Origin of the sequence: Kribbella sp. NPDC026596 (genome assembly GCF_040638415.1) — a bacterium.
In the GTDB taxonomy this organism is placed as follows: domain Bacteria; phylum Actinomycetota; class Actinomycetes; order Propionibacteriales; family Kribbellaceae; genus Kribbella.
This window is the reverse complement of record NZ_JBEZYF010000020.1, coordinates 39,568-66,547: the sequence shown is the minus strand read 5'-3', so window position 1 is coordinate 66,547 and position 26,980 is coordinate 39,568. Positions and strand designations below refer to the sequence as shown.

At 68.2% G+C, this 26,980-nt stretch carries 21 protein-coding genes and 1 pseudogene; 7 read left to right on the top strand and 15 right to left on the bottom strand.

Features of this window, described 5'->3' with window-relative positions:
- Positions 1–5: 5 nt before the first annotated feature.
- Positions 6–1,892, bottom strand: a complete 1,887-nt coding sequence (gene lepA / locus AB0E63_RS18850; protein WP_360367270.1) for a translation elongation factor 4 — start codon at positions 1,890–1,892, stop codon at positions 6–8.
- Between the two features lie 131 nt (positions 1,893–2,023).
- On the opposite strand from lepA, the gene AB0E63_RS18845 reads away from it, so the two are divergent.
- Positions 2,024–2,923: a hypothetical protein gene (locus AB0E63_RS18845; RefSeq protein WP_360367267.1), complete on the top strand. Its 900-nt coding sequence runs from the start codon at positions 2,024–2,026 to the stop codon at positions 2,921–2,923.
- Between the two features lie 38 nt (positions 2,924–2,961).
- On the opposite strand, the gene AB0E63_RS18840 is transcribed toward AB0E63_RS18845, so the two are convergent.
- Positions 2,962–5,964, bottom strand: coding sequence for a S8 family serine peptidase (locus AB0E63_RS18840; protein WP_360367264.1), 3,003 nt, complete (start codon positions 5,962–5,964; stop codon positions 2,962–2,964).
- Between the two features lie 177 nt (positions 5,965–6,141).
- On the opposite strand from AB0E63_RS18840, the gene AB0E63_RS18835 reads away from it, so the two are divergent.
- Positions 6,142–6,870, top strand: a complete 729-nt coding sequence (locus tag AB0E63_RS18835; protein ID WP_360367261.1) for an SRPBCC family protein — start codon at positions 6,142–6,144, stop codon at positions 6,868–6,870.
- A 143-nt stretch (positions 6,871–7,013) separates the two neighbouring features.
- Complete coding sequence (gene rpsT, locus AB0E63_RS18830; protein WP_360367258.1) at positions 7,014–7,274, top strand: 30S ribosomal protein S20; 261 nt, start codon at positions 7,014–7,016, stop codon at positions 7,272–7,274.
- A 353-nt stretch (positions 7,275–7,627) separates the two neighbouring features.
- On the opposite strand, the gene holA is transcribed toward rpsT, so the two are convergent.
- Positions 7,628–8,611: a DNA polymerase III subunit delta gene (holA, locus tag AB0E63_RS18825; RefSeq protein WP_360367255.1), complete on the bottom strand. Its 984-nt coding sequence runs from the start codon at positions 8,609–8,611 to the stop codon at positions 7,628–7,630.
- A 182-nt stretch (positions 8,612–8,793) separates the two neighbouring features.
- Between holA and AB0E63_RS18820 the strand changes: the two genes are divergently transcribed.
- The gene (locus AB0E63_RS18820; protein WP_360367252.1) at positions 8,794–9,363 is read left to right on the top strand and encodes an isochorismatase family protein; all 570 of its coding nucleotides are present in this window, start codon (positions 8,794–8,796) and stop codon (positions 9,361–9,363) included.
- 190 nt (positions 9,364–9,553) lie between these two features.
- On the opposite strand, the gene AB0E63_RS18815 is transcribed toward AB0E63_RS18820, so the two are convergent.
- The 3 genes from AB0E63_RS18815 to AB0E63_RS18805 all read right to left on the bottom strand — a co-directional run bounded on the left by AB0E63_RS18815 (position 9,554) and on the right by AB0E63_RS18805 (position 14,115).
- Positions 9,554–12,070 carry a ComEC/Rec2 family competence protein gene (locus AB0E63_RS18815; protein ID WP_360367249.1) on the bottom strand — a complete coding sequence of 839 codons (2,517 nt, stop codon included), beginning with the start codon at positions 12,068–12,070 and terminating at the stop codon, positions 9,554–9,556.
- Positions 12,057–12,938 carry a ComEA family DNA-binding protein gene (locus AB0E63_RS18810; RefSeq protein ID WP_360367246.1) on the bottom strand — a complete coding sequence of 294 codons (882 nt, stop codon included), beginning with the start codon at positions 12,936–12,938 and terminating at the stop codon, positions 12,057–12,059. The genes AB0E63_RS18815 and AB0E63_RS18810 overlap by 14 nt, the downstream gene beginning before the upstream one ends.
- A 334-nt stretch (positions 12,939–13,272) precedes the next feature.
- The gene (locus AB0E63_RS18805; RefSeq protein ID WP_360367243.1) at positions 13,273–14,115 is read right to left on the bottom strand and encodes a DegV family protein; all 843 of its coding nucleotides are present in this window, start codon (positions 14,113–14,115) and stop codon (positions 13,273–13,275) included.
- Positions 14,116–14,168: 53 nt separating this feature from the next.
- Between AB0E63_RS18805 and AB0E63_RS18800 the strand changes: the two genes are divergently transcribed.
- Both AB0E63_RS18800 and AB0E63_RS18795 read left to right on the top strand, forming a co-directional pair.
- Positions 14,169–14,678, top strand: a complete 510-nt coding sequence (locus tag AB0E63_RS18800) for a pyridoxamine 5'-phosphate oxidase family protein (protein WP_360367240.1) — start codon at positions 14,169–14,171, stop codon at positions 14,676–14,678.
- Between the two features lie 60 nt (positions 14,679–14,738).
- On the top strand, positions 14,739–16,112 hold the full coding sequence (locus tag AB0E63_RS18795) for an FAD-binding oxidoreductase (RefSeq protein WP_360367237.1): 1,374 nt from the start codon (positions 14,739–14,741) through the stop codon (positions 16,110–16,112).
- Between the two features lie 692 nt (positions 16,113–16,804).
- On the opposite strand, the gene AB0E63_RS18790 is transcribed toward AB0E63_RS18795, so the two are convergent.
- From AB0E63_RS18790 to AB0E63_RS18770, 5 genes are all read right to left on the bottom strand, one after another.
- A complete protein-coding gene (locus tag AB0E63_RS18790; RefSeq protein WP_360367234.1) occupies positions 16,805–19,381 on the bottom strand; it encodes a helix-turn-helix domain-containing protein in 2,577 nt (858 codons plus the stop codon).
- Positions 19,382–19,550: 169 nt separating this feature from the next.
- Entirely contained in the window at positions 19,551–19,745 is a 195-nt protein-coding gene (locus AB0E63_RS18785) for a hypothetical protein (RefSeq protein ID WP_360367231.1), read from the bottom strand.
- A 101-nt stretch (positions 19,746–19,846) separates the two neighbouring features.
- Positions 19,847–20,266: a YjbQ family protein gene (locus tag AB0E63_RS18780; RefSeq protein ID WP_360367228.1), complete on the bottom strand. Its 420-nt coding sequence runs from the start codon at positions 20,264–20,266 to the stop codon at positions 19,847–19,849.
- A 22-nt stretch (positions 20,267–20,288) separates the two neighbouring features.
- Positions 20,289–22,769, bottom strand: a complete 2,481-nt coding sequence (leuS, locus tag AB0E63_RS18775; protein ID WP_360367225.1) for a leucine--tRNA ligase — start codon at positions 22,767–22,769, stop codon at positions 20,289–20,291.
- 226 nt (positions 22,770–22,995) lie between these two features.
- A complete protein-coding gene (locus tag AB0E63_RS18770; protein ID WP_360367222.1) occupies positions 22,996–23,856 on the bottom strand; it encodes a trypsin-like serine protease in 861 nt (286 codons plus the stop codon).
- 209 nt (positions 23,857–24,065) lie between these two features.
- Between AB0E63_RS18770 and AB0E63_RS18765 the strand changes: the two genes are divergently transcribed.
- Positions 24,066–24,512 (top strand): DUF3574 domain-containing protein, encoded by a 447-nt coding sequence (locus tag AB0E63_RS18765; protein ID WP_360367219.1) that lies wholly within the window; start codon positions 24,066–24,068, stop codon positions 24,510–24,512.
- Here the strand turns inward: AB0E63_RS18765 and AB0E63_RS18760 are convergent.
- The 4 genes and pseudogenes from AB0E63_RS18760 to AB0E63_RS18745 all read right to left on the bottom strand — a co-directional run.
- Complete coding sequence (locus AB0E63_RS18760) at positions 24,509–25,399, bottom strand: AraC family transcriptional regulator (RefSeq protein WP_360367216.1); 891 nt, start codon at positions 25,397–25,399, stop codon at positions 24,509–24,511. The genes AB0E63_RS18765 and AB0E63_RS18760 overlap by 4 nt on opposite strands.
- A complete protein-coding gene (locus tag AB0E63_RS18755) occupies positions 25,396–26,163 on the bottom strand; it encodes a phytanoyl-CoA dioxygenase family protein (protein ID WP_360367213.1) in 768 nt (255 codons plus the stop codon). The genes AB0E63_RS18760 and AB0E63_RS18755 overlap by 4 nt, the downstream gene beginning before the upstream one ends.
- Before the next feature lie 83 nt (positions 26,164–26,246).
- Positions 26,247–26,471 (bottom strand): hypothetical protein, encoded by a 225-nt coding sequence (locus tag AB0E63_RS18750; RefSeq protein ID WP_360367210.1) that lies wholly within the window; start codon positions 26,469–26,471, stop codon positions 26,247–26,249.
- Between the two features lie 23 nt (positions 26,472–26,494).
- A pseudogene (locus AB0E63_RS18745) lies at positions 26,495–26,854 on the bottom strand (Na+/galactose cotransporter); the annotation flags it as partial.
- Positions 26,855–26,980: the final 126 nt, after the last annotated feature.

Here is a 26,980-nt window from a genome sequence, read left to right as displayed (position 1 = left end):
GGAACTTACTTCTTGGCCTTCTCCGTGGTGTCCGAGGTCCGCAGGGCAGCGATGAAGGCCTCTTGCGGGACCTCGACCCGGCCGACCATCTTCATCCGCTTCTTGCCTTCCTTCTGCTTCTCCAGCAGCTTGCGCTTCCGGGTGATGTCACCGCCGTAGCACTTGGCCAGCACGTCCTTGCGGATCGCCCGGATCGACTCGCGCGCGATGATCCGGGACCCGATCGCGGCCTGGATCGGCACCTCGAACTGCTGGCGCGGGATCAGCTCCTTGAGCTTGCCGGCCAGGGCGACGCCGTACGAGTACGCGTTGTCGCGGTGCACGATCGCGGAGAACGCGTCGACCGTCTCGCCCTGCAGCAGGATGTCCACCTTGACCAGCTGGGCCGCCTGCTCACCGGTCGGCTCGTAGTCCAGCGACGCGTACCCCTTGGTCTTGGACTTCAGCTGGTCGAAGAAGTCGAAGACGATCTCGGCCAGCGGCAGCGTGTAGCGGAGCTCGACCCGGTCCTCGGACAAGTACTCCATGCCCTGCAGGTTGCCCCGCTTGGTCTGGCACAGCTCCATGATGACGCCGATGTAGTCCTTCGGGCTGAGGATCGTCGCCTTCACGACCGGCTCATAGATGTCGGCGATCTTGCCCTCGGGGAACTCGCTCGGGTTGGTGACGACGTGCTCCTTGCCGTCCTCCATCTCGACCCGGTAGACGACGTTCGGCGCGGTCGAGATCAGGTCCAGGTCGAACTCGCGCTCGAGCCGCTCCCGGACGATCTCCATGTGCAGCAGGCCGAGGAAGCCGCAGCGAAAGCCGAACCCGAGCGCGCCCGAGGTCTCCGGCTCGTACTGCAGCGCCGCGTCGTTCAGCTGCAGTCGCTCCAGCGCATCACGCAGCGTCGGGTAGTCGTCACCATCGATCGGGAACAGGCCGGAGTACACCATCGGCTGCGGATGCTTGTAGCCGCCGAGCGGTTGGGTCGCGCCATGCACGGCCGCGGTGACGGTGTCACCGACCCGGGACTGGCGGACGTCCTTCACCCCGGTGATCAGGTAGCCGACCTCGCCGACCCCGATGCTCGGCGACTTGGCCGGCTCGGGCGAGATGACGCCCACCTCGAGCATCTCGTGCACCGCGCCGGTCGACATCATCTTGATCCGGTCGCGGTGGTTCAGCTCGCCGTCGACCACCCGGACGTAGGTGACCACGCCGCGGTAGGTGTCGTAGACGGAGTCGAAGATCAGCGCCCGCGGCGGTGCGTCCTTGACGCCCTTCGGCGGGTCGACCTGGGCAACGATCTCGCTCAGCAGCTCCTCGACGCCCTCGCCGGTCTTGGCCGACACCTTCAGCACGTCGGACGGGTCGCAGCCGATGATGTGGGCCAGCTCGGCGGCGTACTTCTCCGGCTGCGCGCTGGGCAGGTCGATCTTGTTCAGCACCGGGATGATGTGCAGGTCCGCGCTCAGCGCGAGGTAGAGGTTCGCCAGCGTCTGCGCCTCGATCCCCTGCGCCGCGTCGACCAGCAGCACCGCGCCCTCACACGCCTCCAGCGACCGCGACACCTCGTAGGTGAAGTCGACGTGGCCGGGCGTGTCGATCATGTTCAGGATGTACGTCGTACCGTCCGGGGCGAGCAGGCCACCAGCGGACTCCGGTTTCGGCGCGAACGGCAGCCGGACCGCCTGCGACTTGATCGTGATGCCGCGTTCGCGCTCGATGTCCATCCGGTCCAGGTACTGCGCCCGCATCGAGCGGGCGTCGACCACCCCGGTGATCTGCAGCATCCGGTCCGCCAGCGTCGACTTGCCGTGGTCGATGTGGGCGATGATGCAGAAGTTCCGGATCAGCGACGGGTCGGTGCGACCCGGCTGCGGCACGGTCGTGGGGCCTACGGGCACGGAGGGGATCCAGTTCGTCTAGTTAATGCTGGTCAACTTAATGCTGGTCAACCGGTCAATCATCCCATGCGGAGCCAGCGGATTCTAAAATGCCGAGCGACCCGGGGCCTGCGGACCTACCGTAGGGCGGCATGGCGCACGCTGCTGGGGTCCGGTTGCCTTTCGAGGAGGTGCCCGCTCCTGTGCGGGCGTGGGTGGAACGCGCGCTCGGGTCGGAGGTGGTCTCCGCCGAGACCCAGCAGGGCGGCTTCTCCCCCGGCGTCGCCGCCCGCCTGGTGACCGCCTCCGGGCGCCGCGCGTTCGTCAAAACCGTCGGTACGGCGCTCAACCCGAAGACGCCGTCGCTGTTCCGCCAGGAGATCACCGCTGTCCAGGCCATTGGCCCCCTGCCGACGGCGCCCGCGCTGTACGACGTGTACGACGACGGGGACTGGGTCGGTCTGCTGTTCGAGGACATCGAAGGCCGACTGCCGTCCCACCCGTGGGAGCAGCGTGATGCTGATCGCGTCCTGGATGCCGTTTCCGAGCTGTCCGAGGCCCTGGACCCGTCGCCGTGGCCGGACGCGCCGGTCGCCGCCGTACGGAGTCTGGAGTTCCTGAGCCGTTGGGACAACGTGATCGCTGACGGTCTCGACGTACCCGCGTGGGCGGCTGGGCGCGAGGAGGAGTTGGCGGAGCTCGCCCGGACCGGGTTGCGTGCGCTCGCGGAGGGGAAAGCCCTGGCGCACTGGGACCTGCGGGCCGACAACATCATCCTGACCGACGACCGTGTGGTGTTCATCGACTGGGCGCACCCGGCTCTCGCACCACGCTGGGCCGACACCGTCATCCTGCAGGCAGACATGCGTGAGTCGGTCACACTGCCCGCGTTGCCGGACGATGTCGCCATCACCGGGTTCCTGGCCGCTATAGCGGCCGGACTGTGGTGGGGCGCGGCTCAGCCCGCCCCGCCTGGCCTACCGACCATCCGTGCCTGGCAGCGCGAGCACGCCCTCATCCACCTCGACTGGGTCCGCGAACGACTTGGCTGACCTTGGGGCGACCCCAGGTGGCTGGGGCCGCCCGACGGTCAGGCGTCTACTCGGACGATGGTCGAGCCGGAGCCGTCTGCGCCGTCGGTGTAGCGCAGCTGGCCCAGGTACCGGGTGCCGGCGGTCAGGCCGGTCCAGGAGGCGGTGACATTGGTCTGAGCCGCTACCTGGACTGTCTGGCTGGCCGGAGTGGCGGTGAGGTTGCTCTCCGGGTTCTGGAGTTCCCAGTGGTCGAGCTTGACGGTCTGCTCGGCGGCTCCGGCGTACAGGTCGACGTACACGTCGTACGAGCCGCCCGCCGGGGCTGGGAGGTTCGCCTCTTCTTCGGCGGAACCACCGGTGCTGCTGGCGAGCAGAGCCGTCGTACCGGACTTGTAGACGAACACATCGAGGTCGGTGCCGGCCGGGTAGTCCGCGTCGAACGTCGAGAACCGGGCGTACTTCGTGCCGGCCGGGACGTTCACCGTGAACTTGGCGACGTGGTCGTTGACCTGCGGGTTCGTCGTCGGGAACGACACGCCACCCGGATTCTTCAGCGGGGCGTCGTTGATGGTGGCCGGTGTCAGGCCGACGGACGTAGTGCTCAGAGTGCCGGAGTACCCGGCCGTGATCGGCACCTGCACCGACCCCGCGGTCCCGGTCCCGTTGACCTGCACCGGCGCCTTCACCGTCAGCGGCTTGATCGCCAGCGTGCTGCTCACCGCGTGCCGGTTCGACTTCCAGGTGAGCTTGCCGAACGAGTACTGCTCCAGCGGCGCACCGGCGTTCTCGAACGTCACCTTGTACGTCGTACTGCGGCCAGGCAGCGTGATCAGGATCCGCGGCGTCACGGTCACCTTGAGTCCGGTGAGGCCTTCGACCTTCGGGAAGTAGACCTCGGGCAACTGGCCGACGTTCGTCACGGTCCGGGTCACGGTCTGCTTGCCGGCCAGGTCGCCGATCGCGATCGTCGGGTAGTTCAGGTCACTCGGGTCGGTCGAGCCGCCCGCGCACAGCTCATGCGTGCTCGGGACCTGGCCGGATCCACAGACGAACTTCGCCCAGTCGGCGTACGACGAGTCGTAGACCAGGCCCGGGTCGATGCCCTGCTTCGGCTGCACCTCGCCGGCGCCGTACCCGAACGGGTTGGCCTGGGAGCCGGAGTCGTTCTGGATCGGCTTGCCGCTGGTGTCCTTGTCGGTCGCGGTCGTCATCAGCGCCGACTTGATCGCCATCGGGGACCACGTCGGATGCTTGCTCTTCAGTACCGCCGCGATCCCGGCGATGTGCGGCGTCGACATCGACGTACCGCTCATGAACGCGTACTCGCCACCGGCCGCACTGAACACGGTCGTCGCGGCGAGGACGTTCGTACCCGGCGCCATGAGGTCGGGCTTCAGCAGGTCGCCGTTGCCGGCCGGGGACGGGCCGCGGCTGGACGAGCTTGCGACCTTCGGTGCGGTCACGCGGACCGGCGTACCGGCGCCGATCGTGGCGGTCGGGTTCGCCGTACCGCCGACGTACGCCTTGACCGCGGGCGCGGCCTTGTCGTCGAGGTGCACGGTCGGGACCGTGTGCAGGTCGGCGTCCAGCGTGCCCGGGGTGATGTTGAGCAGGATCATGCCGACACCGCCGGCGTTCTTCACCTGCAGGCTCTTGTCGACGCGGGCGTTGACGCCGCGATCGCAGACCACGATCTTCCCCTTGACCTTGGCCGGGTCGAGCGTTCCTGCCTGGCAGAGGACGAGGTTCGTCGGGTTGGCGCCATCGAGCCCCGCGTCCTTGGCCAGGATCACCGGCGTTTGCGGGGTGCCGGCGCCGATGCCTGCGCCGGTGTAGGTCTTGCCGTCGCGCAGCGTCACGGTGGTCTGGATGTCGCGGTCATGGGTGCCGTTGGCAACCGACGTCACCCAGGGGTAGGTCTTGCCGACCGTGGCCTCGCCCGGACCGGTGTTGCCCGCGCTGGTGGCGACGAACACGCCCGCCTTGGCCGCGCGCAGGAAGGCCAGACCGGTGGCATTCACGTACGTCGAGCCGGAGCCGGAGATCGAGTAGTTGATCACGTCAACGCCATCGGCAACCGCGGCGTCGATGGCCGCCACGATGTCGGCGTCGGTCCCGCTGCCGCCACCGGTCGCGTCCACAGCCCACAGGGCCTTGTAGATCGCCAGCCGCGCGTGCGGGGCCATGCCTGAGCCCTTGCCGTAGTCCCGGCCCATGACGCTCATGTCGACGCCATAGTTGCCGGCCGCCGTACTCGCGGTGTGGGTGCCGTGACCGCCGTAATCGCGCGGCGACTTGAACTCCTCCGGGATCGGTCGGGTGCCGATGCCCTTGTCGAAGTACCGGGCGCCGATCACCTTGTTGTTGCAGGTGACGGCCGGCGCCTCCTCACCGGCCTGGCAGGTGCCCTTCCATTTCTTCGCCACGATGGCGTCCGACTGCCTGGTGGTCTTCATCGGCGCGAAGCTCGGCCGCTCCGGGACGAAGCCGGAATCGATCATGCCGATGATCACGCCGTCGCCGCCCTTGTCGACACCACCCGCCTGCTGCCACGCGCCGTCCTTGCCCGACAGGCCGAGGAACCGCGGGGTGTCCACGGTGTCCTCGTGCTGCAGCTCGCTCGGCTCGACGCTCTTCACTCCGGACGACTTGGCCAGCTTGACGGCTTCGTCGTACGACATCTCGGCGGAGAAACCGGCGTACGTGTAGCTGTAGTCGTAGAGCTTCTTTCCTTTGACCTTCTGGAGGAGTTGGTCGCTCTCACTGGTGAGGTGCTTGACGTAGTCGACGACCGGCGCGGCGGTCTTCAAGAGCTTGCCGCCGGGTGCCACTCGTGTCGCGGCCAGGCCGGCGATGGTGCCGTCGTATTCGGCCACCGGGGAGTCGTCGAGCTGGACGATGTACGAGCCGGTGCCGGAGCGCTTGACCTGTGGGTCGGCCGCGTCGGACGGGGTCTGGCTGGCGCTGGCCGCGCTGACCAGGATCGGTACGCCGGCTGCCGCGGCGATCAGTGCGGTGGCGATGACGATCGCCTGGCGCTTGGGGGTACGGCGGGTCACTGAGTTCCTCCAGGGCTGGGACGGCGCGATGGTGGAGCTGGGCTCGCTGTTCGTGACTCCCCGCGCGCACTCAGGCGGCTGCGGTGATCAGCGTCACGCGGGCCTGAGTATGCCGTCAGGCCCTGTCGATGTCACGCTCAGGTAGCCCCATGTCAGCCGACAGCAAGGGAAAACCCGATGGCCGACCTGACGGAGTCCATCCCCGTCCAAGCCCCGGCCGCCGCCGTCTACGCCCTGGTCAGCAACCTCCCCCGCATGCGCGAGTGGAGCCCCGAATGCACGCGCGTCACCTGGTCCTCCCATACGCCGGTCCCCAGCGACCGCTCTTCCGGTAGGTCGGACACCGGGCACGGCGCGTCCGGAGCGGCGGTCCGCCGCGACCGGACCTTCGGTACGTCGGTCCAACCAGAGCGGTCGCCCGATGCGTCGGGCACCGGGCACGGCGCGTCCGGAGCGGCGGTCCGCCGCGACCGGTCCTACGGTAGGTCGGTGCAACCGGAGCGGTCGCCCGATGCCTCGGGCACGGGGCACGCGGCGTCCCGCACGCCCGGCCCGGCCGTGGGTGCGCGGTTCGTGGGTCACAACCGGGTCGGTGTGGTCCGCTGGTTCACCTTCGGGCGAGTGGTCGACGCGGAGCCGGGCCGGCGCTTCGCCTTCACCATCCACTTCGGCCCGATCCCGATCTCGCTCTGGGCCTACGACTTCACCCCGACCGCGACCGGCTGCGAGGTCACCGAGTCCTGGACCGACCACCGCCCGGCCGCCCTCCGCCTCCTCTTCCGCCCGATCTTCGGCAACCGCACCCCCCGCAACCTCCACGGCATCCACACGACCCTCACCCGCCTAAAAACCACCGCCGAAGCCACCCCTTCCCCAACTCCGCCGACCGACACCGCCCAGGAATGAGCCTGGAGCCGCCCGGGGCTGAGTTTGGAGCTAGCGGCCGCTTGTTGGTAATCTGGCTCTTCGCGCGCCCACGGGTGGTGTTCAGCCGTGCGCCGCGACATTTTCCTGTAATGACCGCATACTCCTGATCGAGGCTCTGCTCCGTGGCGAACATCAAGTCCCAGATCAAGCGCAACCGCCAGAACGAGGCTGCGCGACTTCGCAACAAGTCGGTGAAGTCGACCCTCAAGACGGCTGTTCGCCGCTTCCACGAGGCCGTCGACGCCGGCGAGACCGACAAGGCGCAGGACACCGCTCGCAAGGCCGGCCGGCTGCTCGACAAGGCCGTCAGCAAGGGCGTCATCCACGCCAACCAGGCCGCCAACCGCAAGTCGGCCATCTTCAAGAAGGCCGCCTCTCTCTGAAGCAGCCCGCCAACGATCGGCCCGTCCCCGACCGGCCGATCGTTTTTGCGTGCCCGCACAACCCCGAACGCAGACCGCCTCCACCTGATCCGCGAGCACTAACGCCCCACCCCCGCTCCCCGGACCCCAGTCATGGAACCTGGCGCCCCCTCCTATCCCCGAGTCGTGCATCCCGGCGACCCCCTGCCAACTCGAGTCGTGGATCTCGGCGCTCGACACGCCGAACTCCTCAACCACAACCCACGACTCAACACCCCTCCAGCCCCCTGGTGGTGGCAGTAGGAGTGGTGTGATCCCGACCCGACTCAGGCCGGCGGTCGGCGGCGGCTCTCCATGTTGGGTGGGTTGCGGGGTCAGCGACGGCCGTGGGAGCGGCTTACGGTGATGACCATGCGTTCGAGGGCGTAGCCGGCGTCACCGGAGGCGCCCTTCACGTCGGCGTCGGCCTGGGCTACGGCCTTGATCGCGGTCGCCAGCCCACCGGGAGTCCAGCCGCGAGACTGCTGCTTCAACTGCTTGAGCTTCCACGGCGGTACGCCGACCTCGCGCGCCAGATCCGCCTCCCGCAAACCACTCGGCGCACTCGCAAACTTCGCCAGCCCGCGCAACCCACCCGCCATCGCACTCGTCACCAGCACCGGCGCGACCCCGCAGTCCAGCGCCCAGCGCAACTGCTCCAGCGCCGGCTCGGTCCGACCCGCGATCGCCGCATCCGCGACAGCGAAGCTCGTGACCTCCGCACGACCACCGAAGTACTGGCCGATCAGCTCCGGACTGACCGCCTGTCCGCCGGAGTCCGACACCAATTGCGAACACGCCCCAGCCAGCGCCCGAAGATCGTGCCCGACCGCGTCCACCAGCGCCGACGCCGCCCGCTCGTCCACGCTCCCGCCCAGCAACCGAATCTCACCAGCCACGAACTGGGGCAGCTCCCACGCTTTCGGCGCGGTCGCGACCACCTCGTTGACCGATGCCTTCCGCAACTTGTCGAGAACTGCCTTCCCCTTCTGCCCACCTGAGTGCACCAAAACTACGAGTACGTCGTCCACCGGTGCGCCGGCGTACTCGATCAGGTACGGCGCCATCTCACCCGGCAGATTCTCCAGCGCACGCAACACAAGCACCCGCTCACTCGCGAACAGCGAGGGCCCAGTGAGCTCCGCGAACACCCCGACGTCCATCGTGGACGCGTCGATCTCCGTCACCTCAACCTCGGCGCTGCCCTTGGACACCGCCGCGATCGCCGACTTCACCGCCCGATCCGCCAGGAACGCCTCGGTCCCGGTCACCAGCAACACGTCGCCCAGCTTCGGCGCAGAACCCCTACGAGCAGCCACCCCGCCAGCATCCCACGCCCCACCGACAACCCCCGCCCCGGGCAATCTCCCGGCACACCTCATGCCGCACCGACGATCCACACACCGGGCCAAGTCGCGTGGAGACCTCGCGCCGCACCGACAAACCTCACGCCCCGGAAACTGCGTGGAGACCTGTTGCCCGCACGCGTGAAGATGGCGGCATGACCAACACCAAGCCTGTCGACGCGCTCATCATCGTGGACATGCAATCGGCCTTCGTCTCCGGGGCGAACGCCGTACCCGATGCTCCTCCTCTCCTCGACCGCACCACCGAACTGCTCGACCGAGCCCGAGCTGCCGGGGCGGTCGTCGTACACCTCCAGAACGATGGCCCACCCGGCGCGGACGACGAACCCGATACCCCAGGTTGGGAGCTTTACCTCCCGGTCAAGCCCGGTCCCCGAGAGCACGTCATCCGCAAGCCGAGAGACGACGGTTTCGACAGCACACCCCTCGGCGAGGTGCTCGTCAAAGCCGGCGTACGCGCGGTTGCGATCTGCGGCGTCATGTCCGAGATGTGCGTACAGGCGACCGCCCGGACAGCCTTGGCCCGCGGCTACCGCGTAGTCCTCCCCCACGACGCCCACGCGACCTACAACGTCCCCGCCGCCCCCGGCATCAGCGACGAGATCCCCGCCCACACAGTCTCCCGGGTAGCCGCCTGGTCCCTAGGCAACCAACCCGAAACCCCAGTCAACGCAGCCAGCGTCACCTTCACCCCAACACCCTGACCCCCACCCAACCCCCAGCGCCCGCCGCCCACCACCTGCACCACAGCCAGCAGCCGATGGGCCAAGCTTCAGCACCCCGCCTCCTGCACCCGGTGGCGGAACCGGCAGGAGCCCGTCCTCCAGCACCCAATCTCCGGCACCTTCCGGGCTGAAGCTTCCGTCCACCGTCCAGCTTCAGGTGGTGGGAGGTTCAGCGGGTTGGGGATGGGGGTTCGTGGGTGGTTAGGGATAGGTGGTTGTTGGGGTTGGTGATGGTGAGGGTGCCGCTGGTGTTGGTGGTGGCGGTTCGGGTGGCGTCGTGGGAGAGGAGGTCCAGGGTTCGCGGGGCGGGGTGGCCGTAGTCGTTGTTGCGGCCTGCGGAGATCAGGGCCAGGCGGGGGTTGGTGGCGGCCAGGAAAGTCGGGTCCTGTTGGGCCGAGCCGTGATGCGGGACTTTGAGGATGTCGGCGTGAAGGTCCGCACCGGTAGCGAGGATCGCTCGTTGGGACTCGGGTTCCAGGTCGCCGGTCAGGAGGATTCGGAGGCCGGACAGCTCGACCATCATGGCGATGCTGGCGTTGTTCTCCGGTGAACCCTCGTCGGTCGGGGTCGCGGACGACGTACCGGGTGGTGGGAGCGCGGGGACGCGCGCGGGCCAGAGAGTAGTCCAGCTGAGTTGGCCGACGAAGCGCTTCTCGCCGTACGTGACTGTGCGAAGGCTGATTCCGTGATGCGACGCGAGTTCGACCACACGGTTGTGCTCCGCGCGTGGTGAGAAGTACGGCGTCACTTCGATCTCGTCGACGCGCCGATCCTTCAGTACGCCGGCCAGTCCACCGACATGGTCTGCGTGGAAGTGACTCAGCACGAGTACGGGGATGTGTTCGACCCCTAGGTCACGCAGGCAACGATCCATGGCGGCGGGATCCGGGCCTGTGTCGACGACGACCGCCGTACGCTCGCCTGCCCGCAAAACAAGGCCATCGCCCTGGCCGACATCGCACATCACGAACAGCCAGTCGTCCGGCGGCCAGCCTATTGATCCCACCGGACGGAGTACGACGACCGCGAGCAGTACCACCGCGAGGACCATGGCGATCGGTCTGGCCAGGATCCTGTGGAGGCCTAGTACGAGCGCGAGGCAGAGCAGGGTTAGTACGGCGACGCCGATCGTGGTGGCGGGCCAGGCGTTAGCGGCACCTGGGAGATCAGCGCCTTCGCGAGCGACAAGGATGATCCATCGAGCCGGCCAGCCTGCGGCCCAGCCGACGAGTTGGGCCGCAGCTGTACTGACGAGAGCGGCGCCGGCCGCAGTGAAGCCGAGGATGGTCGCCGGGCCGACGGCGGGACCGGCCAGCAGGTTGGCAGCGACTGCGACCAGCGAGACCTGGCCTGAGAGCCAGGCGACGACCGGCGTACACGCGAGTTGCGCGGCGAGCGGACAGGAGATTGCTTCGGCCAACCAGGTCGGCAGCCACTTGGCCAACGCGTCCCGCCAGCCGGGACCGAGTAGGACGATCCCCGCGGTTGCGAGTACGGACAGCGCGAATCCGGCCGATCGCGCGAGCGACGTGTCGAGGAGCAGTAAAGCGATGACCGCTACCGACAGGCTGCGTGCGGCTCGCCGGCGCGCTCCTCCGCTTGTCATCGCCGCCAGCGCGATCAGGCCCATCGCGGCCGCACGGAGGACGCTCGGCTGGGGTCTTGCGAGGACCACGAACACGACGACCGTCATCAGTCCGATCGCAGTCAACCCGCGAGCCCGGACGCCGATCAGCCGGGCGAACGGGAGAACGAACGCCAGCAGCAAGGTCAGGTTGGTGCCCGACACCGCCGAGAGATGCGTGAGACCTGTCGTTTGGAAGTCCTCGGTCAGGTCGGCGGGTAAGGCGGACTCGTCGCCCATCACGAGTGCTGGTACGAGGCCGCGGACGTCCTCTGGCTCCCCGGCGACGGAGTTGCGAAGGCCGCCGCGAACCTTCTCGGCGGCGCGTAACCACCAGGGTGGTTCGTCGGCAATCCGCGGAGGTGAACGGATCGAGAGCATCGCGGTGACATCGGATCCGGATTCCACTGCCTCGAGTCGACCGTTCGCGTTGACGTGCTGGCCGTACCTGACCGTTTGCCATTGCGTCGTACCGATCAGGAGCACCGGGGTACGCACTCGGGTTGCTGTCCCTCGAGATTTCACCTCCTCGATCGTTGCTCTCACTACGACGTACGGCGGGCGTCGGCCGCCTGGACTCTGGCGTACGGATGGGTCAGCGGTCATTTTCAGGCGGACGGTGACTGTTGCGTTGTTGGCCGCCAAGTTGTGTACCGGGCCGACGCGGAGGCTTTCCACCTGTAGGCCGGCCGCTAGTCCCATGCCGGCGATGACGACCAGGACGCCTACGACGGTCGAGCTAATGCGTGTCCGGGGACGCATCTGACGCCTGGGCTTGCCGGACGCGTGGGACTTGGTCAGGGCGAGTACGACGGCGGCGGTTAGGGCGACTGCGGCCGTGATGGCACCGGCGAGCGGGCGCTGGCCGACCAGGAGGACGGCGGTCAGCCAGCCTGCGGCCGCCGGCACCAACAGCCGAATGTCCAATCGCTCGTTGGGGGTGGCGGGCTCGGCGGAGTTGGAGTCGTCGGTCGAGTCGGCAGGGCCTGCGGGGTTGGTGGCGTGGGTGGGGTCGGCGGGGTTGGGGTGGGTGGGGGTGGTGGTGGGGTTAGAGGCGGACATGGGGTTTTAGGGAGTCGAACTTCTTGGGGCCTACGCCGGGGACCTCTTGGAGTTGGTCGATGGTCGTGAAGGGGCCGTTCTGGGTGCGGTAGTCGAGGATTCGTTGGGCCAGGACGGGGCCGACGCCGGGGAGGGCGTCGAGTTGGTCGAGGGTGGCGGTGTTGAGGTTGACGGGGGCTTCGGGTAGCGCGGTGGGTGCGGATGAGGTGGTCGCGCCGGGGGTGGAGGCGGGTGGGAGTGCGTTTGGTTGGCCGACGATGATTTGTTCGCCGTCGGTGACTTGGCGGGCGAGGTTGAGGGTGGTGAGGTCGACGCCGGGGAGGGGGCCGCCGGCGAGGGCGAGTACGTCGGCTACGCGGGAGCCGGTTGGGGCACGGACCAGGCCGGGGCGGCGTACCTTGCCGGCTACATGTACGACGACCAGGCCGGTTGGCTGTCCGGGGATGCCGGTCGACTGCCCGGGCTGGCTTGGTGAGGCCTGAGCTCCTGCGGGTTGGGTGGTGCCGGCGGCGGCTGGGGATTGGCTGCCGGATGATGGTTGGGCGACGGGTGAGCCTGTGGCGGCGGTGGACGGGCGGGTGTCGGGGAGGGTCTCCGGGCGGGTGCGGAAGACGGACCATGCGGCCCAGGACAGGCCGATGGCGAGTACGGCGGCCAGGACCACGACGTGTCGTGGGGACAGGGTCCAGCGTGCGTCTCGTAGTCGCTCGGGCCGGACTGATTCGGGGATCCATCCACCTCGCACCTCCTCATCACGCTCCTCCAGGTGTTCGTCGGGTGCGTGCTCCGGTGGGCGGGCGCCGAGACGTTCCAGCGCACGCTCACGGGCGCCCGGGTCGGGCGCTGGAGCACGACGAAAGACCTTCACGCCAGAGAAAGTACGAGTCCGTGGAGCTGCTGGAACCACGACTTTGAAGCTGTGGAAAACGTCCCGCCCGCGCCTGCGGCGCGGACGGGACGAAAGGCCGGGTGACGAGGCAGGACCGGGTCGAGTGAGCGGGGAGGTGGCGCGGGTTTGGCCGAGCGCGGAGGCGACGCGGGTTGGCCGAAGGTGGAGGTGGCGCGGGTTTGGCCGAGCGGGGAGGTGGCGCGGGTTGACCGAGCGCGGAGGCGACGCGGGTTGGCCGAAGGTGGATGAGGCGCGGGTTTGGCCGAGCGCGCAGGTGACGCGGGTTGGGCGAGAGTGGAGGTGGGGTGGGGGGCTAGCGGGGGGCTATGACGACGGCTAGGAGGCCGGGGCCTACGTGGGCTCCTATGACGGCGCCTACTTCTCGGAGGACTATTTCTTCGGCTTGGGGGAGGCGGGTGGCGAGGCCGTCGGCGAGGGTTTGCGCTTTTTCGAGGTTGGCCAGGTGGTGGACCGCTACCTGGACAGGGGTGTCGCCGGCGCGTTGGACGGCGATGTCGGCGAGGCGGGCGATGGCTCGGCTGGAGGTGCGGACCTTTTCGAGGGGGACGATGCGGCCGCCGCTGATCGTGAGCAGTGGTTTGACGGCTAGCGCCGTACCGAGCAATGCCTGGGCGGCGCCGATGCGGCCGCCGCGGCGGAGGTATTCGAGGGTGTCGACGTAGAAGTACGCCGAGATCGACTTCATCCGGGCGCGGGCCGCGGCCTCGACGCCGGCCAGGTCCTCCCCCGCGGAGGCAGCCGCGGCCGCGGCGAGGGCTGGGAAGCCGAGTCCCATGCCGAGCGAGCGGGAGTCGACCACGCGGACCGGGATCGGCGAGTCCTTGGCGCCGATCATGGCGGCCTCGAAGGTGCCGGACATGTCACCGGAGAGGTGGATCGACACCACCGACTCCGCGCCGTCCTTCGCACACCGAAGGTACGTGTCGGCGAACGTCTGCGGCGCCGGGCGGCTGGTCGACACCGGCGTGAAGGTCTTGAGCGCCTCAGCGACCGCGTCGGCCGAGGTAGCGCCGTCGTCGTACGACGTCCCGCCGATGACGACCTGGAGCGGTACGACGGTCAGCGGGTACCGGAGCACCTCGTGCGTGGACAGGCCGGCCGTGGAGTCGGTGACGACCTGCACGCGGGCTGACATGAAGCGAGGTTACCGGACGGTTTTTGTCTGCGCGCGGTGCCAGACTGCGGAAGATGAAGGAGACAGCGGCCGAAGTCACCGAGTTGCAGGAGCTTCTGGACCGGGCGTACGAGCGTTCGACGGAGCATCTGCGCAACATCATCACGGACCCGCGCCGACTGGACGCCGACGACCTGGTGCGGGTTCTGACCGGCATGTGCACGCTCAACCTGGCCACGGTCACCGCACGGGGCGAGCCGCGGATCAGTGCGGTCGACGGGCACTTCCTGCATGCCCGGTGGGTGTTCACCACGTCGGGATCGGCGGCGAAGGCGCGGCACCTCAAGGCCAGACCGGCCGCCAGCATCTCATACGTCGATGGCGCGCGGATCGGCGTGTTCAGTCACGGCGACGTGGAGTTCCTGACGCCGGAACACCCGGACTTCGCGGAGATCGAGGCGCATCTGGTCAAGCACTACGGCAGCTCGCCATCGAGCTGGGCCGACGACATCGTCTACTGCCGCCTGCAACCGAGCTGGATGGTCGGCTACGCCTTCGACAAGGCTGCTGTGCTCAAGTCCTGAGGCCGTTTAGCGGTGGCTAAAAGTGTGGTCCACGCATGAGCTCGTCGGGATAGTCAGCTCATGACAGTCAGGTGGGAACGACTCGCGGCGTCCCTCCAAGGAGCACTGCTCCTTCCCGGGACCATCGAGTACGACGAAGCCGCGAAAACGGCCCGGCCGCGGCCCACAGCACCCTGTCCACAAGCTATCGTCCAGGCCGCAAGCGCGGGCGACGTCGCGACTGCCATCAGATTCGGTCGCGATCAGGGGATCCGGACGGTCCCCAGAGGCGGCGGCCACTGCTACGCCGGCCGATCGACGACCGCCGGGCTGCTCATCGACGTTGGTCCGATGGACCGGGTCGAGCTCGCCGGGACGCTCGTCACCGTCGGCGCGGGAGCCCGATTGGGCGGTATCTACGACGTCCTGGCCCCCGCGGGCCGGATGCTCCCAGCCGGAACCTGCCCGACGGTCGGCATCTCCGGACAGGTGCTTGGTGGTGGCTTCGGGTTCCTAGGCCGGGCTTACGGGCTGGCGTGCGACTACCTCGTCTCGGCCGAACTCGTCCTTGCCGACGGATCGATCGTCCGGTGTGACGCCACCCATGATGCCGACCTGTTCTGGGCCCTCCGCGGTGCCGGCGGCAGCCAGCTCGGCGTACTCACGAACCTGGTCTTCGACACCGTGCCACTCCCACCCGTCATGACGTCGTTCGACCTGACCTGGGCTTACGATCACGCAGCCGCGGTGACGACGGCCTACCAGCGCTGGGCACCTTCAGCTCCGGACGAGTACGACCTGGACCTCCGGCTGTTCGTCCCAGCCGATCCCGTCCGGCCGCCCGAGGTCCACCTGTTCGGCTCGATGCTCGGCACCGGGCCACTCGACGTGGTCACCGACATCGTCGCTGCGATCGGCGTGGAGCCTCACTGGGTCTTCCACGAGCACGGCGACTACCTGGGTGAGGTCGAGCGGCTCGAGACCGTCGGCCCCGGCTACTCGCCGGACTCGACAAAGCCCAGGTTCGTGAAGTCGGAGTTCTTCCGGGAATCGATGCCGCCGGCGGCGATCAGAGAGTTGGTCGCTCGGCTGACGGCCGATCGGGTCCCGGGCCAGATCCGCGAGTTCAGCTTCTCCCCGTGGGGCGGTGGCTACAACCGCGTCCCGACCGAAGCAACCGCCTTTGCCCACCGCGAAGAGGCATTCCTGCTTGAGCACAGCGTCGAGGTCGAAGACGCAACCGCTCCGGACTGGCTGGACGAGGCGTGGCAGTTCACGCATCAGTGGGGGTCGGGACGGGTCTACCCGAACTTCCCGGACGCCGGACTGACCGACTGGGAGTCCGCCTACCACGGTCCCAACCTCGGTCGGCTCCGCGAGGTCAAACGCCGTTACGACCCGGACAACTGGTTCCGCTTCCATCAGTCGGTGCCTCCGGCCGAGGACACAAACTAGCGAGGTGAAGGCCACCCCGCCGGGGCCTTCACCTCGCTGTGCTGACTGCCTGATCTCTCCGGGCTGACGTCCCCACGTGCGTCAGCCTGGCGACTCCCCCCACGCGTCAGCGGGCGGCTTCCTCATGGCGCCGGCATGCTGGCTCCCCCTGTTGGCCAGCGAGCGACGTGGCTTTCGGTTCCTCGCCGAGCTACTCCCCGCGCCGGTCCGGTGTGGACCGCTCTGACCGCGAGCTCGTCGAGGTCCCGGGAGGCCCCAGCGACTGACCCGCCGGCGGGTGACCAAACCCACCGGTTTCCCCGTGTCAGCCGGACCGCAGCACTCGTCCCCTGTTTCGTGTGCCTGGCCCGTTGCTGGGACCTCGCCCCGGGTGTGGTGCCCTGACGGCGCACGGCACCCGGTTCAGGCAGGACAGATCCGCACTGCACAGCACTCCGGAGCTCTCGACAGCCGATCGGCGCCCCCACCGTCCGGCCGCCGGATGCCCTCCGCGTCGCCTCCCCCAAGCTCGACGGCAGTCCAGTGCGGTTCCATGGCCTCTTCATGGGTTCACCGCCCTTTCCTGCCCGCACTGCCCGGCGTCGGTCTCTGCTTCGTGGAACCTGTCCTACGGCTGTAATTCTTCGTCGGGCAGCCAGGTCAGGACGAGGCAGAAGTACCGGCAGTTACCCGGCAGCTTCAGCAGAAGGGCGTCATGAAAGCGCGGTGAGTACGTCGTTCGCCAGCCGCTGGACCGCGGCTGCGGGATCAGGCTCCGGCCACCCCTCGGCAACGGACGCACTGGCACACGACTCCTGCAGGACCGCCCACGCGGTCGGCAACATCGGCGGGTCCATCGACCGCTGCCACGCCAGCAGCTGGCCGCACAGCAAGTCACCCGCGTCCGACCGCCCCAGCGCGTGCAGGACGGCGACAGCCTCAGGCAGTACTTCGAGCAGATATACCACCCGGCCTTCGACCAGCAGCCGGTTGACCGCGTCCCGGATGCAGACCCGGGCCTGCTCGGCGTCACCGGCGTCGCGCGCGAGTCGGGACCGGTAGAGCATCACCAGGTAGTCGAAGTACCCACGGTGCCCACGGATGTCGGCGTCCGCCGCGTCGAGCAGCGCCCGCGCCTCGTCGTACCGGCCGGCGTGGTACTCGACCATGGCCAGGCAGCCGGCCACCTTCGTCCGCTCCGGATCGTCTGAGGCCTGGCTGTCCCGCGCCAGCAAAACCCAGCGACGGGCCTCGGACAGGTTGCCCAGCTCGAGCTCGACGCGGCTGAGCGCCATGTACGCGATCTCGTCCGGATAGACGCCTGGGTTGACCAGTGCGGCCTCCCACGCGAGCAGGAGTTCCTTTGCCTCCGGCAATCGGCCCCAACGCAGCAGAGCGAGCCCACAGATCGCCTGTACGGTCGCCGACCGCTGGAGGTCGCCGTGTTTGCGCGCGTCGTCCACCAGCGCCGGGATCTCGGCCAGACTCCGGGTGTCGAGCAGATGCGATCCGGACGACACCCAGCCGCCTCGAGCGACCAGACCCATCTCGGTCTCGCCAGGGATGAGCGTGCGCGCCGCCTCGTAGTGCCGGCGGGCTCCACGGATGTCACCGGTCAGACTGGACAGCCGTCCCGCGATCGCGAGCAACCTGCCACTGACTTCCTTGTCCTCGACGTTGTCGGCGCACAGCGTCGCCCAGCGGATCCCGCTCTCGGCAACGCTCGCCTGGTACTGCCAGGCGATCCGGAACCCCAGCACGATCCGCGCGGCCACGTCCCACTGCCCGAGCTCGGACGCGCGCTCCAGCGCCACCTCGAACAAAGCGGAGTTCGCATGCGCGGCCCGATACCGCCGATCCCGGTCCGGCGACGACCACGCGCCCTCCAGCCCGGACATGTACGTCGAACACCACTCGACCGCGCGGTCCCGGAACTCGATCAGATCATCGCCTTGCGACGACAGACCGGCGTACGCGTGCTCCCGGATCGTCTCCAGTAGCTTGTAGCGAGTGCCGTACAGCTGCTCGAACTCGTGGACCGGCTGTAGCAGCGACTTCTCCACCAGCTCGGCCAGCAGCATCGGTACGTCGGCAGCGTCGATCGGAGCGCCCGGACACACCCCGGCCACAGCATCGAGGGTGAACGGCGATCCGAGCACAGACGCCCGATAGAGCAACTGCCGCGCCGGATCAGACAGTGCGTCGACGCTCCACGCGATCGTGTCGGCCAGCGTCCGCTGATGCGGCGCACCGAACCGTCGCGGCCCGGACAACAACCGGAACCGGTCGTCCAGCGCGGACAGTATCGTCTCCACCGGCAGTGACCCGGCCCGCGCGGCCGCCAGCTCCAGTGCGAGCGGCAACCCATCCAGCCGCCGGCACAGGCGAGCGACAGTGGCTGCGTTCTCCTCGGTCAGCGCGAAGCCAGGCCGCACCCGCGCGACCCGCCGGCAGAACATCTCCGCCGCCGGACTGGCTGCAATCTCGTCGAAGTCCTTGTCGTTCTCCGGTACGCCGAGCACCTGGACCCGGCGGACCACCTCGTCAGGCAGTCCGAGCGGGATCCGCGATGTCACGAGTACGCCGATGCCCGGGAAGCTGCGGACCATCCGGTTCGCGACCGTGGCGACTCCGTCGAGCACATGCTCGGCGTTGTCCTCGACGATCACCAGGTCCCCTGGCTCGCGTCCGGACAGGACGTCGTCGAGGTCCGACGTACCGGGGGCGGTGCCGAAGGCGTCCAGGATGGCCGACGGTACGGCGGCATCGCGCTGGACGGTGGTGAGGTCGACGACCACCACTGTGGTGTCCACACCGGAGAACCGGTCGGCCGCGGCGAGGGCGAGCTCGGTCTTGCCGACCCCGCCCGGGCCGACCAAGGTCACCAGCCGGTTCTGCTGCAGCAGCGTCTCCAGCTCCAGCAACTCTTGCTCGCGACCGACGAGACCGTCGGGGATGGGTCTGGTGCCGCGCCAGCGCAGGCCGGTCGGAGCAGGGTCGGCCACCGAGATGACGGGCCGCACGGTCGCACGGCCAGTTCCGGTGCCATGTCCGGCGGCGGCGAGGAAATGGTCCGTGTCGTCGCTTTGCAGTCCGAGTGCGGAAGCGAGCAGCCGGACCGAGTCCTTCCGGGGGCGGGCCACCCGGCCGGCCTCCATCTCACGGATCGATCGGACGCTCAGCCCGGCCTGCCCGGCCAGCTCCTCCTGCGAGAGGCCGGCCTGGACCCGTAGGTCGAGCAAGAGATCGGCGAAACCCCGCCGACCAGCCCGGCCACCCGCGTCCGACACAGCCCGTCACCCCTCTGAAGGCCTCACGTACCTGTCACAACATAGCGTGACAGCGGGCCCGGCGTCGGGCCGAACCGAGGCGCGGGATGCGGCCTGGATCACACCAAGACGTTGATAAGGGCAACAATTTGATTCAGGCTGCAATTACTGAGCAGGCAGAAGAACTGTTTCAAGCGGTCGCCCGAACCGAGGTGGATTCATTTTCTCCGGTGTAGAGAGAAAGCACCGCGGCCCAGTCGTCGAGCCGGGCACGGGTGTCGATGCGGCCGGAATCCGCGTTCAGCAGGCTGCCGGCGCAGATCCCGCGGGTGGCGCGAATCAGCAGGTCCGCGGTGATGTCGCGCAGGGAGTCAAGGGCTGCCATGCGGACAATTCAAGCGGAGGCGTGTTTCGCGAACGTAACGCCCCCCGCAACATCGGGATAAGTCAGCAAAATCCGCGAATAGCGAGTTACCCAGTAGTCCGTTAACCAGGCAGCCAGGAAAGTCGCACCTGGCGCCGGGGATTGTCCACGTTGGTGTCGACCAGGCAGATCGACTGCCAGGTGCCGAGCGCCAGCCGCCCCTCGACCACCGGGACGGTCGCGTACGGCGGGATCAGTGCGGGCAGCACGTGGTCACGCCCGTGCCCCGGCGTACCGTGCCGGTGCCGCCAGGAGAAGTCACGCGGCAGCAACTCCTCGAGCACCGCGAGCAGGTCCGTGTCGCTGCCTGCGCCGGTCTCGAGGATGGCGATCCCCGCGGTCGCATGCGGCACGAACAGGTGCAGCAGTCCGTCGCCCTGGGCCTGGTGGGCCTCAGCGGCGACGAACTGCTCGCACCTGCTCGTCAGGTCGAACACGACCTCGGTCCCGCCGGTCGCGATGTCGATCAGCTCAGAACGCATCTGAGCAGCGTAGCCCCGGGTTCTAGGCCGGAACGATGTTGACCAGTTTCGGCGCGCGGACGATGACCTTGCGGGTGCCGCGGCCGTCCAGGGCCTTCAGGACCGCCTCGGACGCCAGCGCCAGCTGCTCCAGGTCGGCGTCGGAGATGTCCGGCGAGACCTCCAGCCGGTCCTTCACCTTGCCGGCGATCTGGACCACGCAGGTGACCGAGTCCTGAACCAGCAGTGCCGGGTCGACCTGCGGCCAGCCGGCCTTGGCGACGGTCGGCTCGTGGCCCAGCTCTTCCCACATCTCCTCGGCCGTGTACGGCGCGACCAGGCTCAGCAGGATCGCCACCGTCTCGACCGCCTCGCGGACGGCCGGGTCGGCCGCGCCCGGGCCGGCGTCGATCGTCTTCCGGGTCGCGTTCACCAGCTCCATGATCCGGGCCACCATCACGTTGAACCGCATCGAGTCGATCAGCTCGGCCGCGTCCGCCACCGTCCGGTGGGTGACCTTGCGCAGCTCGACGTCACCGGTCGAGGGATCCGTGCCCACCGGCGCCTCGACCGATCCCGCCAGCCGCCAGGCCCGCTGCAGGAACTTCAGCGAGCCACCCGGCGACATGTCGGCCCAGTCGATGTCGTCCGACGGCGGACCGGCGAACACCATGGTCAGCCGGATCGCGTCGACGCCGTACAGGTCGATCTGGTCACCCAGGTTCACCCCGTTGCCCAGCGACTTGCTCATCGCCTTGCCCTGGTTGACGACCTGGCCCTGGTTCAGCAGCCGGGTGAACGGCTCGACCACGGTCAGCAGGCCCATGTCGTGCAGCGCCTTGACGAAGAACCGCGCGTACAGGAGATGCAGTACGGCGTGTTCCTTGCCGCCGACGTACTGGTACACCGACATCCAGCGCTCGGCCGCGGCCGGGTCGAACGGGCCCTCGACGAACTCCGGCGACAGGTAGCGCAGGAAGTACCAGGAGGAGTCGACGAAGGTGTCCATCGTGTCGGTGTCGCGCTCGGCCTTGCCGCCACACTTCGGGCAGTCGACCTCGACCCATTCGCGGTCGGCCGCCAGCGGCGACACGCCCTTCGGCGCCAGGTCGGCGCCGCGCAGGTCGGGCAGCTCCATCGGCAGCTGGTCGTCCGGGACCGGCACCTCGCCGCAGGACGGGCAGTGGATGATCGGGATCGGGCAGCCCCAGTACCGCTGCCGGCTCAGCAGCCAGTCGCGCAGCCGGTAGTTGATCGTCCGCTCGCCCAGCCCCTTGGTCTCCAGCCAGTCGATGATCCGCGACTTGGCCTCGGCGACGTCCAGCCCGTCCAGGCTGATCTCGTCGTTGGCGCTGTTGATCGCCGGGCCTTCACCCGTGTACGCCTTGCCGTCGAAGTCCGCCGCGGGCTCGACGGTCCGCACGATCGGCAGCTCGAACTTCTCCGCGAACTCCCAGTCCCGGGTGTCCTGGCCGGGCACCGCCATGATCGCGCCGGTGCCGTAGTCGGCCAGCACGTAGTCGGCCGCCCAGATCGGGATCCGCTGCCCGGTCACCGGGTTGATCGCGTACGAGCCCAGGAAGACACCGGTCTTGTCCCGCTCGGTGCTCAGCCGCTCGATCTCGGTCTCGGACTTGACCGCGGCCAGGTACTCGTCGAAGGCGGCCTGCTGCTCTGGCGTGACCAGTTCGGCGGCCAGCTTCGCATCCGGCGCGACCACCATGAAGGTGGCGCCGAACAGCGTGTCCGGCCGGGTGGTGAAGACCTTGATCGGCTCGTCCCGGCCCTCGACCTGGAAGCTCGCAAACGCGCCCTCGGACCGGCCGATCCAGTTGCGCTGCATCAGCAGGATCTCTTCCGGCCACTGCAGCAGCTCCATGTCGTCCAGCAGCCGCTGGGCGTACTCCGTGGTCTTGAAGTACCACTGGGTCAGCTCGCGCTTGGTGACCTCGTGCCCGCACCGCTCACAGCGGCCCTGGATCACCTGCTCGTTGGCCAGCACGGTCTGGTCGTGCGGGCACCAGTTCACGTACGACGCCTTGCGGTAGGCCAGCCCGCGCTCGTAGAACCGCAGGAACAGCCACTGCGTCCACCGGTAGTACTCCGGGTCGGACGTGTGCAGCCGGCGGGACCAGTCGAAGCTCATCGCATACCGGTGGATCGACTCGGCCTGCGTCTCGATGTTGGCGTAGGTGTACGTCGCCGGGTGCTCGTTGCGCTTGATCGCCGCGTTCTCGGCCGGCAGCCCGAACGAGTCCCAGCCGATCGGGTTCAGGACGTCGTATCCCTGCTGGAACCAGTAGCGCGACAGCACGTCGTGCAGCGCGAACACCTCGGCGTGACCCATGTGCAGGTCGCCGGAGGGGTAGGAGAACATCGTGAGCGCGTAGCGCCGCTCGGCCGTGCCGTCGTCGCGCGCCTTGAACGGGTCCAGCTTCTCCCAGACCGGGCGCCACTTGGCCTGCATGGCGTTGAAGTCGTACCCACCCCGGTCGATCGGGGCGTCCTCCACCTGCTCGCTCACTGTCCTACTCCTGCGAATCGTGGTTGTTGAGCCTAAATGTGCCAGAAGGCATCCCTGGAAATGAAAAAGCCCCTCGCACAGGAGGGGACGCCGCACTGACCGGCGCTCTCATGGCGCCTTGATGCCAGTACGGCTAACTAAGGAGCAGGCTCACTCGCATGGCCCCAGGATAGCACCGGTGCCGCGACCTACTGAGACGATCGCGACACCGGTAGCGACAGGGCGGTCAGCCGATCGGTACGCCGTAGGTCTTCAGCCAGTCCTGGACGACCTTGATGTCGATCCGCTGCAGGCCATCGAGGTAGCGGCAGTTCTGCGTGTAGCCGTAACTGGTCACGGTCACCACGTAGCCGCTGTGGTAGGTCGGGCCGCCGGAGTCACCGAAACAGGTGCCACCGGTACCACGGTTGTCGTTCTCGTTGCCGTTCACCTGCAGGATCTGCGGGGTGAGTTTTTGGCCCGGCTCCTCGGCCCAGCGGCGCAGCAACGGGTACGACATCGGCGTCGGCTTCTGCGGGCCGGAGTCGGCCTTACGGACCTCGGTGCCGTAACCGACCGAGGTGAAGATGGTGCTGTTCAGCTTCGGCTGTTGATACGCGTTCAGGTAGTTCTGCGGCGCGATCTTGGCCGGGGCGATGTTCGTCACCGGACGGTCGAGCACAATCACGCCAACGTCGTTCCAGTTGGCCAGATCGGTGAAGTTGGAGTAGTTCGGATGCGCGTGCGCCGTCCCGGACTTGTAGCCGGCCTTCTCCAGCTCAGCCTGGGTGTAGCCCTTCGCCGGGTCCGCGGCCACCGGGAACGGCGACGGCGGCTGCTCGGCGATCACCGAGTCGAACGTCACCAGCGTCTTCCCCAGGGCACCCAGCGTGCAGTGCGCCGCAGTGACCAGCACCGTGGGCGACACCAGCGTCGCCGTGCACCGGAAGCGGCCGTCCGGTTGGTAGAACAGGATCAACCCGACAGCTGGATGGCCGTTGCCGTCGGGTTCGCCGCCGGTGATGGCGCTGGCGGACAGCGCCGGCGTGATGGCCAGTCCGAGGGCCAGTGCGCAGATGCCGATGACGCGGCCGAGTCGACTCCTCATATATCCCCTCCAGGGGTGCTGCGGAATACCTGGGTGCATTGGAGCAGTCACCCGGTGCGCTGTCCAGACGTCGTTCACTACGCTGTGTGACCAGGCAGTAGGGCAGATCAAACCGGTCGGCCGGGCAGAAGACGTCCGCGAACCGCCGGTCCGAGTGGTCGCGTAGTGAGCGTCAAGAGCAAGCCAACGACGTATGGGGGAAGAACCGCATGATGCATCTGGGCAAGACGACCGCGGCGGCCGCGCTGGTGATGACCGCGCTGGCGGCACCCGCCGCGGTGGCCCTGCAGCAGTCCGACGACAAGCCCGCCGGGGTCCGGCTCGTCGGTGACACCTGGGTCCGGACCGAACTGTTCTTCGGCACCGACAAGCCCGGACCGGACGTCACGGACTACCAGTTCAGCCGGTTCGTCAACGACACCGTGACGCCGCGCTTCCCGGACGGACTGACTGTGCTGGCCGGCAACGGGCACTGGAAGGACAGCGACACCGGCCAGATCGTCAAGGAGCGGTCCAAGGTCGTCATCATCCTGTATCCGGTCGACGGGGCCGACGACAGCAGCCGCAAGATCGAAGAGATCCGGGACGCCTACGAGAAGAAGTTCCAGCAGCAGTCCGTCCTCCGCACCGACAGCACGGAGCAGGTGTCCTTCTAGATGAACTCCGTACCACCGGTACGCCGGTGCTCCCCCGGTGTGCGCCCGTAGTGTCGCCGGAACGCCGTCGAGAACGGCCGTACGTCGGAGTACCCGCAGGACCGGGCCACGTCGGTCACTGTCAGCGCAGGGTCGAGTAGTAGCTGCGCGGCGAGTTCCAGCCGTAGCCGGCGCAGGGTCGACATGATCGACGCGCCCGTCTGCTGCTGGAACAGCCGCTCGGCGTGGCGCTCGGACAGGTGCGCTGCGGCTGCGACGTCCCGGACGGTGATTGGCCGGGACAGGTTGTCGCGGAGGTGCCGCTGCATCGCAGCCACCACCAGCGGACCCCTGTCGCGCCGAACGGGCTCCACAGCCAGGTCCTCATCCAGTGCGAAGGCTCGTGCGGTTTCGAGCACCAGAGTGGAGCCAAGAGCCGCCAGGGCGGTGTTGTAGCCGGAGAGCGGAGCCGCAGCCTCAGCGGCCAGCGCCGCAATGAGTGCCGGCAGCGATCCCGTTCTGTCCGACAGGACGGGACCGTCGGCGCGCGTCAGGCCCGACCACCAACCTGTTTCGTCTGTTCCCGGGCGGAAGGTGAAACCCCAGAAGGCGATGCCCAGTGGCTCGGTCCGGCTCGACTCGATCTCGTGGACGTCGCCGGGCCGGGCCAGGAACACCGAGCCCGGGCGGACGTCGTACTCGACCGAGCCTGAGTTGAAGCGGCCCGCGCCCGAGTACGCGAGGCAGACCTCGTGGAACGAGTGGCTGTGCCAGTAGTTGCGCCAGTACTCCGGGCGGTAGTGCCCCCAGCTGAGGAAGTCCGCGTGGAAGCCGTCGACCTCGCAGGACTCCAGTAGTCCGGCGAGGTCGACGAAGCGGTCCGCCGCAGCGACATCCGCGAGGCTCAAACAGCACTCCTGCCCGTGGGGTCGACTCCTCGCAGAATCATGCCCTGTCCGAGGGAGTGGTCGTGCGTCTTGACCGTCGGCGGGTCCGCCGGGTCGCGGTACTGGATCAGCCAGGTGGTCCGCGCTTGGTCGCTCACGTTCACCCCGGACCCGTGCACGGTCAGGTAGGTGAAGAACAGGACATCGCCCGCCTCGGCCGGCTGCGGCGTCGCCGACTCGAACGGTACGTCGGGCAGGTGGTACGAGCCCTCAGGGTCGTGCTCACGCGGCCCCTCCTTGTGGCTGCCCGGAATGATCCTGACGCACCCCTTCTCGAGAGGCGCGTCGTCGAAGTGGAAGATCGCCGCGCCGACCCGGTGATAGGTGTGCGGGAAGAACGGGTAGTCCTGGTGCAGCGGGAACGGCGAACCGTTCTCCGGCGGCTTCACGAACAGCTTGGTGTGGTGCAGCTGGACGTTCTCCACGCCCATCACCGCAGCGGCCACGTCGGTGAAGCGCGGGTCCACCAGCAGCTTGGAGAACGCGGCGTCGTAGAACTGCGCGTCGTGCAGGTGCTGCAGCCGGGTCGCACCGCCGGACAGCCCCATCGCGGACTTCCAGGTCGGGTCGTCGTGGCGGTTCAGCTGAGCCAGCAGGTCGTGGCTGCGCTGCCGGTAGTACGCCGCTTCTTCCTTGCTGAGCAGGCCTTTCACCAGCACGAAACCGTCGTCGGCGTACTGCTGCGCCAGCGTCGACAGCTCCGGGCTGCTCGAAGTGATCGTCATCGTCGATGTCCTCCTGATCGGGTACTGCGAGCGTAGGAAAATCGGCGCCCGGACGGCAGGACCGCGCCGGACGCCGATGTTCGTCAAACGGACACGCTTACAGTCCGAGCTGTCCCAGCCGTACAGACGCGGGTTACTCCTCGGTGGTTTTTCTTCCACCGGTACGGCGATCGGCGCAACCGGGCCCAGAGCACGAACACCGCGGCGAACACCAGCATCGCCACGCCACCCCACAGGTTGATGTTGATCCCGTCCGCCTTGGCGATCTCCTCGGGATCGGCGATGATCCCGAGGATCGTCAGCAGCACGCCGTACAGCGCGACCAGCCCGCGATCACCACGCGGACCAGGATGTCGACCACGAAGGCCGCCCCCGCACCGCCGAAGCTCGCGCCCTGACCCGGCAAGTTGATCACGCCGTTCTCGGACAGGACGAACACCAGGACCGCTGTCGCCGTACCGCTCACCAGACCGGTCCAGCCGGCCGTCGCGGTCATCCGCTGCCAGAACATACCGAGGATGAACGTGGCGAACAGCGGCGCGTTGAAGAACGAGAACAGCTGCTGCAGGTAGTCCATCAGGTTGCTGTAACCGGACGCGATCGCCGCCGTCCCGATTGCGATCACGGTGCCGGCCACGGTGATCCAGCGGCCGGTCCGCAGGTAGAAGCCGTCCGGCCGGACAGGAAGAAGTCCAGGCTGTTGGACACCGCGCGTTTGGCCAGGTACCCGATGCCGAGCACGAAGCTCCTGCTTTCAACTACAGACGCGCCGACCCGCGCCGGGCGATTCCTCCACCCCGATCTCCACCCGTGGACG

What these genes read in the sequence shown, in the direction of transcription:
- AB0E63_RS18845 (WP_360367267.1), top strand. Translation starts at nt 2,024, where the DNA reads ATGGCGCACGCTGCTGGGGTCCGGTTGCCTTTCGAGGAGGTGCCCGCT.
- AB0E63_RS18835 (WP_360367261.1), top strand. Translation starts at nt 6,142, where the DNA reads ATGGCCGACCTGACGGAGTCCATCCCCGTCCAAGCCCCGGCCGCCGCC.
- AB0E63_RS18820 (WP_360367252.1), top strand. Translation starts at nt 8,794, where the DNA reads ATGACCAACACCAAGCCTGTCGACGCGCTCATCATCGTGGACATGCAA.
- AB0E63_RS18815 (WP_360367249.1), bottom strand. Translation starts at nt 12,070, where the DNA reads ATGTCCGCCTCTAACCCCACCACCACCCCCACCCACCCCAACCCCGCC.
- AB0E63_RS18805 (WP_360367243.1), bottom strand. Translation starts at nt 14,115, where the DNA reads ATGTCAGCCCGCGTGCAGGTCGTCACCGACTCCACGGCCGGCCTGTCC.
- AB0E63_RS18800 (WP_360367240.1), top strand. Translation starts at nt 14,169, where the DNA reads ATGAAGGAGACAGCGGCCGAAGTCACCGAGTTGCAGGAGCTTCTGGAC.
- AB0E63_RS18795 (WP_360367237.1), top strand. Translation starts at nt 14,739, where the DNA reads ATGACAGTCAGGTGGGAACGACTCGCGGCGTCCCTCCAAGGAGCACTG.
- AB0E63_RS18785 (WP_360367231.1), bottom strand. Translation starts at nt 19,745, where the DNA reads ATGGCAGCCCTTGACTCCCTGCGCGACATCACCGCGGACCTGCTGATT.
- AB0E63_RS18780 (WP_360367228.1), bottom strand. Translation starts at nt 20,266, where the DNA reads ATGCGTTCTGAGCTGATCGACATCGCGACCGGCGGGACCGAGGTCGTG.
- AB0E63_RS18770 (WP_360367222.1), bottom strand. Translation starts at nt 23,856, where the DNA reads ATGAGGAGTCGACTCGGCCGCGTCATCGGCATCTGCGCACTGGCCCTC.
- AB0E63_RS18765 (WP_360367219.1), top strand. Translation starts at nt 24,066, where the DNA reads ATGATGCATCTGGGCAAGACGACCGCGGCGGCCGCGCTGGTGATGACC.
- AB0E63_RS18755 (WP_360367213.1), bottom strand. Translation starts at nt 26,163, where the DNA reads ATGACGATCACTTCGAGCAGCCCGGAGCTGTCGACGCTGGCGCAGCAG.